8 protein-coding genes are annotated in these 11,073 nt (G+C 68.5%); 6 read left to right on the plus strand and 2 right to left on the minus strand.

Annotated elements, in window-relative coordinates:
- Positions 1–38 precede the first annotated feature (38 nt).
- A complete protein-coding gene (gene ilvD, locus ACNJ7K_RS14120) occupies positions 39–1,880 on the minus strand; it encodes a dihydroxy-acid dehydratase (RefSeq protein ID WP_230788929.1) in 1,842 nt (613 codons plus the stop codon).
- 141 nt (positions 1,881–2,021) lie between these two features.
- Positions 2,022–2,543 carry a PH domain-containing protein gene (locus ACNJ7K_RS14125; RefSeq protein ID WP_159419183.1) on the minus strand — a complete coding sequence of 174 codons (522 nt, stop codon included), beginning with the start codon at positions 2,541–2,543 and terminating at the stop codon, positions 2,022–2,024.
- Between the two features lie 266 nt (positions 2,544–2,809).
- Here ACNJ7K_RS14125 and ACNJ7K_RS14130 point away from each other — a divergent pair, with 266 nt between their 5' ends.
- From ACNJ7K_RS14130 to ACNJ7K_RS14155, 6 genes are all read left to right on the plus strand, one after another.
- A complete protein-coding gene (locus tag ACNJ7K_RS14130; protein ID WP_159417957.1) occupies positions 2,810–4,750 on the plus strand; it encodes an acetolactate synthase large subunit in 1,941 nt (646 codons plus the stop codon).
- Positions 4,747–5,250 (plus strand): acetolactate synthase small subunit, encoded by a 504-nt coding sequence (ilvN, locus tag ACNJ7K_RS14135; protein ID WP_120279746.1) that lies wholly within the window; start codon positions 4,747–4,749, stop codon positions 5,248–5,250. The genes ACNJ7K_RS14130 and ilvN overlap by 4 nt, the downstream gene beginning before the upstream one ends.
- 50 nt (positions 5,251–5,300) lie before the next feature.
- Positions 5,301–6,302 carry a ketol-acid reductoisomerase gene (gene ilvC, locus ACNJ7K_RS14140; RefSeq protein ID WP_016691198.1) on the plus strand — a complete coding sequence of 334 codons (1,002 nt, stop codon included), beginning with the start codon at positions 5,301–5,303 and terminating at the stop codon, positions 6,300–6,302.
- A gap of 119 nt (positions 6,303–6,421) precedes the next feature.
- Positions 6,422–8,194: a SulP family inorganic anion transporter gene (locus ACNJ7K_RS14145; protein WP_159417958.1), complete on the plus strand. Its 1,773-nt coding sequence runs from the start codon at positions 6,422–6,424 to the stop codon at positions 8,192–8,194.
- Between the two features lie 128 nt (positions 8,195–8,322).
- The gene (serA, locus tag ACNJ7K_RS14150) at positions 8,323–9,915 is read left to right on the plus strand and encodes a phosphoglycerate dehydrogenase (RefSeq protein ID WP_120279744.1); all 1,593 of its coding nucleotides are present in this window, start codon (positions 8,323–8,325) and stop codon (positions 9,913–9,915) included.
- Between the two features lie 88 nt (positions 9,916–10,003).
- Positions 10,004–11,014: a 3-isopropylmalate dehydrogenase gene (locus ACNJ7K_RS14155; protein WP_120283497.1), complete on the plus strand. Its 1,011-nt coding sequence runs from the start codon at positions 10,004–10,006 to the stop codon at positions 11,012–11,014.
- Positions 11,015–11,073 lie beyond the last annotated feature (59 nt).

Below are 11,073 nucleotides of genomic sequence, written 5' to 3' on the forward strand. Positions count from 1 at the left end.
GATGATCGCGGGGCCCTCGCCCTTACTGTCGTCAGGTGTTACGGCACGCGCCGCACGGCACCCTTGTCGGCGGAGGTCGCCAGAGCGGCGTAGGCGCGCAGTGCCTTCGAGACCGTGCGATCACGGTCGACGGGCTGCCACGGACGCTCGGAGGCCTCCATCTTCGCGCGACGGTCCGCGAGCACCTCGTCGTCGACGAGCACCTCGAGGGTGCGGGTCGCGACGTCGATGCGGATCCGGTCGCCCTGCTCGATCAGGCCGATCACACCACCGGAAGCGGCCTCGGGGGAGACGTGCCCGATGGACAGACCGGAGGTGCCGCCGGAGAAGCGGCCGTCGGTGATCAGGGCACACACCTTGCCCAGACCGATGCCCTTGAGGAAGGAGGTCGGGTGCAGCATCTCCTGCATGCCGGGGCCGCCGGCCGGGCCCTCGTAGCGGACGACGACCACGTCGCCGGCCTTGATCTTCTTGCCGAGGATGACCGAGACGGCCTCCTCCTGCGACTCGACGACGTAGGCCGGGCCCTCGAAGTGGAACAGGTCCTCGTCGATACCGGCGGTCTTGAGGATCGCGCCGTCCGGTGCGAGGTTGCCGCGCAGTACGCACAGGCCGCCCTCGACGGTGTATGCGTGCTCGATGTCGCGGATGCAGCCGTTCGCGGCATCGGTGTCGAGCGACGACCAACGGTTGTCGGTCGAGAACGGTTCGGTGGTGCGCACACCGCCCGGGGCGGCGTGGAACAGCTCGAGGGCCGTCTCGGACGCCTTGCCGGAACGGATGTCCCAGGTGTCGAGCCACTCGTCGAAGCTCTTCGTGTGGACCGTGGAGACGTCGGTCTCGAGCAGGCCACCGCGGCGCAGCTCGCCGAGGATCGCGGGGATACCGCCGGCGCGGTGCACGTCCTCCATGTGGTAGTCGGAGTTCGGGGAGACCTTGGCCAGGCAGGGCACCCGGCGGCTGATCTCGTCGATGGTGGACAGGTCGAAGTCGACCTCACCCTCCTGCGCGGCGGCGAGGGTGTGCAGCACGGTGTTCGTGGAACCACCCATCGCGACGTCGAGCGCCATCGCGTTGCGGAAGGCGGCCGGGGTTGCGATGTTGCGCGGCAGCACCGACTCGTCGTCGTCGCGGTAGTAACGCAGGGCCGCTTCGACGATCGTGGTGCCGGCGGTCTCGAACAGTGCGCGGCGCGCCTCGTGGGTGGCGAGGGTCGAACCGTTGCCGGGCAGCGCGAGACCGAGGGCCTCGGTGAGGCAGTTCATCGAGTTGGCGGTGAACATACCCGAGCACGAACCGCAGGTCGGGCACGCGCTGCGCTCGACCTCGTCGAGACCCGCGTCGTCGACGGCCTCGCTGGCGGAGGCCGAGATGGCGGTGATGAGGTCGGTGGGGGCGTGGGCGACGCCGTTGACGACGACCGCCTTGCCGGCCTCCATCGGACCGCCGGAGACGAAGATCGTCGGGATGTTCAGGCGCATCGCGGCATTGAGCATGCCCGGCGTGATCTTGTCGCAGTTCGAGATGCACACCAGCGCGTCGGCGGTGTGCGCGTTGACCATGTATTCGACGGAGTCGGCGATGATCTCGCGGCTCGGCAGCGAGTAGAGCATGCCGCCGTGGCCCATCGCGATGCCGTCGTCGACGGCGATGGTGTGGAACTCGCGTGCCACGCCGCCTGCTTCGCGCACGGCCTTCGCGACGATCTCGCCGACGTCCTTGAGGTGGACGTGACCGGGTACGAACTGCGTGTAGGAGTTCGCGATCGCGACGATCGGCTTGCCGAAGTCGGAATCGGTCAGGCCGGTGGCGCGCCACAGGGAGCGCGCTCCCGCGGCGTTTCGTCCGACGGTGGTGGTGCGTGACCTCAACGGGGGCATGGGCTGACTTCCTTGACGGTGGCTGTGTGCGCAATCGGCCGGGCCGCGTGCGGTCGCCGGGCTGGGGCGGATCCGGGCAGCGGCACCGACGAATCTACTCGCGTGCGTCCGGATGCACCTATTCGCACCCGGTCGCGAGGATCAGGAGGAGCGGTCGTCCTTCTTCTCGACGGTGACTGCGTCGTCGGTGGTTTCGGCGTCCGAGCCGGCTTCGGCGGCCGCCTCCTCGCGGTGTGCCTTCTCCTCGGCGCGCTGTGCGGCCGCATACGGATCGGGGATGCGGCCCCCACTCGCCTCCGACAACTGCGGCAGCCGGCCGAAGGTGACGACCGGCAGTGCGACCTCGCTGCCGTCGGTGAGCCGCGCGCGGGCCCAGCCCCGCTTCGGGAACCGAAGGCCGTCGAGTTCGTCCCACTTCAGGTTCGTGGTCTTGAAGGTCGCCCGCGCGACGATGCCCTCGGGGCCGACGACGGTGCGTACCCGCACGACCCAGGCGGCGACGAGGAGCGGGATGATCAGCGTCCATGCGAAGGCCTCCGGCCACGCCAGCGCGGGCGAGGCGAGGGCGAGGAACAGCAGAGCGCACGCGAGGAACGACAGTCGCGAGATCTGGATGACCTGCGTCGCCGAATCGGGCGTGTGGGATGATGGAGTCGGTGGCACGGGCTGCTGGGAAGATGACACCTCTACATCTTCGCACTGCAGCCGCGGCATCTCACATTCTGGGACAGTGAACCGCACCAAGTTGACTGTCTGGACACCATGCGCCTACCGTCGAGCGCGTGAATCAGAATGGGTTGCTCGTAATCGGCCGGCGCGTCGTCGCCTGAGCCGCATTTCGCAACTCGCCCACGACGCGCCACCCTCGTACAGCAGACTTGCTGACGAGGGTTTTTTGTTGCCCGGAGCCAGAATCAGAGGAATTCGCAGTGAGCGCACCAACCGCACGGCCTCAACCCTCGCCGCGAAAGCCGGGGTCCGCCACCCCGACTCCCGCAGCTGCCGCAACGCAGCCCGCCAACCGACGCCAGGTCGCCCCCGAGCGGGTCACCGGCGCCCAGTCGGTGGTCCGCGCACTCGAGGAACTCGAGGTCGACACGGTATTCGGCATTCCCGGCGGCGCGATCCTGCCCGTCTACGACCCGCTCTTCGATTCGCGGCGCGTGCGCCACGTGCTCGTCCGTCACGAGCAGGGCGCCGGGCACGCTGCCACCGGTTACGCCCAGGCCACCGGCAAGGTCGGCGTGTGCATGGCCACTTCCGGTCCGGGCGCGACGAACCTCGTCACCCCGCTCGCCGACGCGCAGATGGACTCCGTGCCCGTCGTCGCGATCACCGGTCAGGTCGGTCGTCCGCTCATCGGCACCGACGCCTTCCAGGAAGCCGACATCTCCGGCATCACGATGCCGATCACGAAGCACAACTTCCTGGTCACCGACGGCGCCGACATTCCGCGCATCCTGGCCGAGGCGTTCTACCTCGCCTCCTCGGGCCGCCCGGGCGCGGTCCTCGTCGACATCCCCAAGGACATCCTTCAGGCACAGACCACCTTCAGCTGGCCGCCGGAGATGCACCTGCCCGGCTACCGCCCGGTGACGAAGCCGCATGGCAAGCAGGTCCGCGAGGCCGCGCGACTGATCGCCGACGCGAAGAACCCGGTGCTGTACGTCGGCGGCGGTGTCATCAAGGCCGAGGCGTCGGCCGAACTGCTCGAGCTCGCCGAGCTGACCGGCATCCCGGTCGTCACGACGCTCATGGCCCGCGGTGCGTTCCCCGACAGCCACAACCTGCATTGCGGCATGCCCGGCATGCACGGCAACGTCGCCGCGGTCGCCGCGCTGCAGAGGAGCGACCTGCTCATCACCCTCGGTGCCCGCTTCGACGACCGCGTCACCGGTCAGCTCGACTCCTTCGCGCCCGATGCCAAGGTCATCCACGCCGACATCGACCCGGCGGAGATCGGCAAGAACCGGCACGCCGACGTGCCGATCGTCGGTGACTGCAAGGAGGTCATCGTCGAACTGCTCGAGGCCATCCGCGCCGACCTGGCGACCGGCACGAAGCTCGACTACACGGCATGGTGGGCCTACCTCGACGACATCCGTCGCACCTACCCGCTGAGCTACGACCGTCCCACCGACGACACCCTGTCGCCGCAGTACGTCATCCAGGCCGTCGGCAAGCTCGCCGGTCCCGACGCGATCTACTGCGCAGGCGTCGGTCAGCACCAGATGTGGGCGGCGCAGTTCGTCGCCTACGAGAAGCCGCGCACGTGGCTCAACTCGGGCGGTCTCGGCACCATGGGTTACGCGGTTCCTGCCGCTCTGGGCGCCAAGATGGGTCGTCCCGACACCGAGGTGTGGGCCATCGACGGCGACGGCTGTTTCCAGATGACCAACCAGGAACTCGCGACGTGCGCCGTCGAGGGTGTGCCGATCAAGGTCGCGCTCATCAACAACGGCAATCTCGGAATGGTCCGGCAGTGGCAGACCCTCTTCTACGAGGAGCGGTACTCGAACACCGACCTGGCGACGCACTCGCTGCGCATCCCCGACTTCGTCAAGCTCGCCGAGGCCCTCGGCTGCGTGGGTATCCGCGTCGAGCGCGAGGAGGACGTCGAGCCGGCGATCCGCCGGGCACAGGAGATCAACGATCGTCCCGTCGTGATCGACTTCATCGTCGGCAAGGACGCGCAGGTGTGGCCGATGGTCGCCGCCGGCACGAGCAACGACGAGATCATGGCGGCCCGCGATATCCGGCCGCTGTTCGACGACGACGCCGCTGCCGACGACCCCGCCGTCATCCACGAGACCATCGACGCGCTCGAAACCCGCAGCGAGAACGCTGCGGCCCAGGAGGAGACCAAGTGAGCACGAGTCACACCCTCAGTGTTCTCGTCGAGGACAAGCCGGGCGTACTCGCCCGAGTCGCATCGCTGTTCTCGCGACGCGGCTTCAACATCGAATCCCTTGCCGTCGGTGGCACCGAGGTGCCCGACATCTCGCGGATGACGATCGTGGTGACCGTCGACGAGTTCCCGCTCGAGCAGGTCACCAAGCAGCTCAACAAGCTCGTCAACGTCATCAAGATCGTCGAGCAGGAGGGAGAGGCGTCCGTCGCCCGCGAACTCGTGCTCATCAAGGTGCGCGCCGACGCGAGTGTGCGCACCCAGGTCATCGAGACGGTGAATCTGTTCCGCGCCAAGGTGATCGACGTCTCGCCCGAGTCGCTGACCATCGAGGCGACCGGTACGCGGTCCAAGCTCGACGCGCTGCTGCGCATGCTCGAACCGTACGGAATCCGCGAAATCGTCCAGTCCGGTGTCGTCGCCGTCGGACGCGGTCCGAAGTCCATCACGGCTACCCGTTAGCCTTAACACACCCATACTTGCTGAAAGAGGTAATCACTGTGGCAGTCGAGATGTTCTACGACGACGATGCCGACCTGTCGATCATCCAGGGTCGTAAGGTCGCCGTCATCGGCTACGGCAGTCAGGGACACGCGCACTCGCTGAGCCTGCGCGACTCGGGCGTCGACGTTCGCATCGGTCTGAAGGAGGGCTCGAAGTCCCGGGCCAAGGCCGAGGAAGCCGGTCTCACCGTCGGCACCCCCGCCGAGGTCTCCGAGTGGGCCGACGTGATCATGGTCCTCGCTCCCGACACCGCCCAGGCGTCGATCTTCACCAACGACATCGAGCCCAACCTGAAGGACGGCGACGCGCTGTTCTTCGGCCACGGTCTCAACATCCACTTCGGTCTCATCACCGCTCCCGAGAACGTGACCGTCGCGATGGTCGCCCCCAAGGGCCCCGGCCACCTCGTGCGTCGTCAGTTCGTCGACGGCAAGGGCGTTCCCGCGCTCATCGCCGTCCACCAGGACCCCAAGGGTGAGGGCCAGGCGCTCGCGCTGTCCTACGCCAAGGGCATCGGCGGCACCCGCGCCGGCGTCATCAAGACCACCTTCAAGGAAGAGACCGAGACCGACCTCTTCGGCGAGCAGGCCGTGCTCTGCGGTGGCACCGAGGAGCTCGTCAAGACCGGCTTCGACGTCATGGTCGAGGCGGGCTACGCCCCCGAGATGGCCTACTTCGAGGTTCTCCACGAGCTCAAGCTCATCGTCGACCTCATGTACGAGGGTGGCATCGCCCGCATGAACTACTCGGTGTCCGACACCGCGGAGTTCGGCGGCTACCTCTCCGGCCCGCGCGTCATCGACGCCGGCACCAAGGAGCGCATGAAGGAGATCCTGAAGGACATCCAGGACGGCACCTTCGTCAAGCGTCTCGTCGCCAACGTCGAGGGCGGCAACAAGGAGCTCGAGGGTCTGCGCAAGCAGAACGCCGAGCACGGCATCGAGGTCGTCGGCAAGCAGCTGCGCGACCTGATGAGCTGGGTCGATCGCCCCATCACCGAGACGGCCTGACAGCCACCCGATCCGGTCACGGCGGCCCGGTACCCCTACGGGGGTGCCGGGCCGCCGTCGTCGGTGCGGCGTGAGCGATGTCGCATCCACGAGCCGGGGCGGCGGAGGATACTTGGCTGATGTGGCTCCGCGCCGCGTTCGGGCGGCTCCCGGGTGTCGCCACCGCACGGTCCTACCGGCGGGGGTGGCTGCGGAGCGATGTCACGGCGGGCCTCGCGCTCAGCGCCCTGCTCGTCCCCACCGGCATGGGATACGCCCAGGCCGCGGGACTACCGCCCTACACCGGCCTCTATGCGACCGTCGTGCCGATGCTGGTGTATGCAGTGGTCGGTCCGTCCCGGATCCTCGTGCTCGGGCCGGATTCCGCGCTCGCCCCGCTCATCGCGGCAGCGGTGATCCCACTCGCCGCCGACGGCGATCCGCAGCGCGCGGTCGCCCTCGCCGGTGTGCTCGCGCTCCTCGTCGGAGCGATCCTCCTGGTCGGCGGGATACTCCGCCTCGGATTCCTGACCTATCTGCTCTCCACACCGATCCGGATCGGTTTCCTCAATGCGATCGCGATCATCGTCATCGTCGGGCAGCTGCCACTCCTCCTCGGCACCTCGGACGACGAATCCGGCGTCGTCGCCGAGATTCTCGACATCGTCGACGACGTCTTCGAGGACGGTGTCGAGCCGGCCGGATTCCTCCTCGGCGTCGGCACCCTCGCCGTCATCCTCGTGCTGCAGAAGATCGTTCCCCGCATACCCGCGGTGCTCGTCGCGGTGATCGTCGCCTCGGCGGCGGTCGCGGTGTTCGGGCTCACCGATCGGGTGGAGATGGTGGGGGCGTTGCCCTCCGGGATCCCCGCCCCCGTTCTCGGCGGTATCGAACGGGAAGACGTGATCGAACTGTTCGTACCCGCCGTCGCCGTCGCCGTCATCGCATTCGCCGACACCGCGGTGTTGTCGCGCTCGTTCGCGCTGCGACGGGGCGAGGACGTGGACGGCAGCTCCGAGATGCGCGCCCTCGGTGTGGTGAACATCGCAGCCGGTGCGACGGGCGGATTCCCGATCTGCGGTAGCGGCAGCCGCACTCCCGTCCTGGAACAGGCCGGAGCGCGTACCCAGTTCGCGGGTGCCGTCGGAGCGGTGACGGTCGCGATCTTCCTGCTGGTGGCCCCGGGAGCGACGGCGTACCTGCCGCAGGCGGCGCTCGGTGCAGTCGTGATCGTCGCGGCGAGCGCGCTCGTCGACGTGAGGGCGCTCGGTCGCCTGTGGCGGGTCAACAAGATCGAATTCTGTTTGTCCTTCGCCGCATTCGTGGCGGTCGGTCTCGCAGGTGTGCTGAAGGGTGTGCTCGTCGCGATCGCACTGTCGCTGGCGGCCGTCGTCGTACGCGCGTGGCAGCCCCACCGGACCGAACTCGTCGAACTCGAGGACGTCGCCGGATATCACGATCGGGAGCGGCATCCCGAGGGTCACCGGATCCCGGGTCTCGTGCTCGTGCGGTTCGACGCCCCGCTGTTCTTCGCGAACGGTGTGATCCTCACGAAGTTCGTCCGCGAACTCGTCCGCGAACGCGAGGACCGCATCGAGTGGGTGGTTCTCGCGGCCGAACCGATCACCGATCTCGACATCAGTGCCGTCGAGGAGATCGAACGCCTCGACGACTATCTCGCCCACCGGGGGATACGGCTCGCCTTCGCCGCCATGAAGGGTCCCGTCAAGGACAAGTTGCACCGGATGCAGACGGGGAATCGCTTCCGGGACGGTCGATTCCACCCGACCGTCCGCACCGCCGTGGTGGCCTTCCGGCACCGGAACCAGCCCGGCATCGAGCGCAGTGTGCTCGACGCACCCCCGCGGGACGTCGTCCCGCCCCCGCGGAAGGATGGGCCCGCACCACCGTGATCCCGATCCCGGTGGCCCCGTGGGAAGGGCTGGGGCACTAAACTGTGGGCGGTCGCGGGTGCCCATGCATGCTGTCGGGCGCGAGCGCCGTCGACCACTCACACATTCACGACACAGGGAGTCCGCACGTGAGCCAGAATGGCCGTCCAGTAGTCCTGATCGCCGACAAGCTTGCGCAGTCGACCGTCGACGCGCTCGGTGACGGTGTCGAGGTGCGCTGGGTCGACGGCCCCGACCGCCCCGCCCTGCTCGCGGCCGTGCCCGAAGCCCAGGCGCTGCTGGTCCGCTCCGCGACCACCGTCGACGCCGAGGTGCTCGCTGCGGCGCCCAACCTCAAGATCGTCGGTCGCGCCGGTGTCGGCCTCGACAACGTCGACATCGCCGCTGCCACCGAGCGCGGTGTGATGGTCGTCAACGCGCCCACCTCCAACATCCACTCCGCCGCCGAGCACGCGGTCGCGCTCCTCATGTCCGCGGCGCGTCAGGTTCCCGCCGCCGACCGCACCCTGCGTGAGCGCACCTGGAAGCGGTCGAGCTTCAACGGCACCGAGATCCTCGGCAAGACGGTCGGCGTCGTCGGTCTCGGCCGCATCGGCCAGCTGTTCGCCCAGCGTCTCGCGGCGTTCGAGACCCACGTCATCGCGTACGACCCGTACCTGCCGGCCGCCCGCGCCGCACAGCTCGGCATCGAGCTCGTCGACATCGACGAACTCGTCGCCCGCGCCGACTTCATCTCGGTGCATCTGCCCAAGACCAAGGAGACCGCCGGCCTGATCAACGCCGAGCGTCTGGCCAAGGCCAAGGACGGCGTCATCATCGTCAACGCCGCCCGCGGTGGCCTGATCGACGAGGACGCGCTGTACGACGCGCTCGTCGAGGGCAAGGTCCGCGCCGCCGGCCTCGACGTCTTCGAGACCGAGCCGTGCACCGATTCGAAGCTGTTCGACCTCGACAACGTCGTCGTCACCCCGCACCTCGGTGCATCCACCGCCGAGGCCCAGGACCGCGCCGGTACCGACGTCGCCAAGAGCGTGCTGCTCGCCCTCGCCGGCGAGTTCGTGCCCGACGCCGTCAACGTCTCCGGTGGCCCCGTGGGCGAAGAGGTCGCACCGTGGCTCGAGCTCGTCCGCAAGCTCGGCCTGCTCGCCGGCACCCTCTCGCCCGAGGCCGTGCAGAACGTGCAGGTCGTCGTCAGCGGTGAGCTCTCGGCCGAGAACACCGACATCCTCGGCCTGGCCGCCCTCCGCGGCCTGTTCTCCGCGAGCAGCGACGAGCCCGTCACCTTCGTCAACGCCCCCAAGCTCGCGGAGCAGCGCGGCGTGACCGTCGAGGTCGAGAAGGTCAGCGAGGCCACCACGCACCGCAGTGCCGTCGAGGTCCGCGCGGTGTCGCCGGACGGACACGTCACCTCCGTCGCGGGTGCGCTCACCGGCCTGCAGCAGGTCGAGAAGATCGTCAACATCAACAGCCGCAGCTTCGACCTTCGCGCCGAGGGCCACAACCTGATCGTCCACTACCAGGACCGCCCGGGTGTGCTCGGAACGCTCGGCACCGTGCTCGGCAACGCGAGCATCGACATCCAGGCCGCGGCACTCAGCCAGGACGCGGAGGGCCCCGGCGCCACCGTGATCCTGCGTGTCGACCGCGTCGTCGGCGACGCCGAGGTCGGACAGATCACCGAGGCACTCGACGCTCGCGTCGCCCAGGTCGACCTGTCCTGATCCTTCGGTTCTCCATCATTCGGTGGCCGCGACCGTCTNNNNGTCTGCACGGTCGCGGCCACCGTCGCACAGGAAGTGAGTAGTGCTCATGAAACTTGCGGTCATCCCCGGTGACGGCATCGGTGTCGAGGTCACGGCGGAAGCGCTCAAGGTGCTCCGCGCCCTCGTCCCGAATCTCGAGACGACCGAATACGACCTCGGCGCCCGCCGGTACAACGCGACCGGCGAACTCCTGCCCGATGCCGATCTCGCCGCGATCCGCGAGCACGACGCGATCCTCCTCGGCGCCATCGGCGATCCGTCGGTCACGCCCGGAGTCCTCGAACGCGGTCTCCTCCTGAACATGCGGTTCGCGCTCGACCACCACGTCAACCTGCGTCCGTCGCGCCTGTACCCGGGCGCGAAGTCGCCGCTCGCCGCCGACCACGACATCGACTTCGTCGTCGTCCGCGAGGGCACCGAGGGCCCGTACACCGGCAACGGGGGAGCGATCCGCGTCGGCACCCCGCACGAGATCGCCACCGAGGTCTCGGTGAACACCTGGTTCGGCGCCGAGCGCGTGGTCCGCTACGCCTTCGAACTCGCACAGACCCGCCGCAAGCACGTCACGCTCATCCACAAGACGAACGTGCTGTCGAACGCGGGTGCCATCTGGACCCGCGCCGTCGAGACCGTGGGCAAGGAGTTCCCCGAGGTCACCACGGCCTACTGCCACATCGACGCCGCGACCATCTACATGGTCGACGACCCGTCGCGCTTCGACGTCATCGTCACCGACAACCTGTTCGGCGACATCATCACCGACCTCGCCGGCGCCGTCACCGGTGGTATCGGCCTGGCCGCGAGCGGCAACATCGACGCGTCGGGCGCCAACCCGTCGATGTTCGAGCCCGTCCACGGCTCGGCACCGGACATCGCCGGCAAGGGCATCGCCGATCCCACTGCGGCGATCCTGTCCACCGCCCTGCTGCTGCGCCATCTCGGGCGCGAGGAGGACGCTGCACGCGTCGAGCGGGCCGTCGAGGCCGACCTCGCGAACCGTGGCACCGGTCCGATCGTGACCACCGAGATCGGCGATCGGATCGCGGCTTCTCTCTGATCTCTGAGCGCGGATTCTCTCTGGACACGGAGTTCTTCGGCACAAACGCGCGTGGCGCC

Origin of the sequence: Rhodococcus shunpengi, from assembly GCF_048381395.1 — a bacterium.
In the GTDB taxonomy this organism is placed as follows: domain Bacteria; phylum Actinomycetota; class Actinomycetes; order Mycobacteriales; family Mycobacteriaceae; genus Rhodococcus.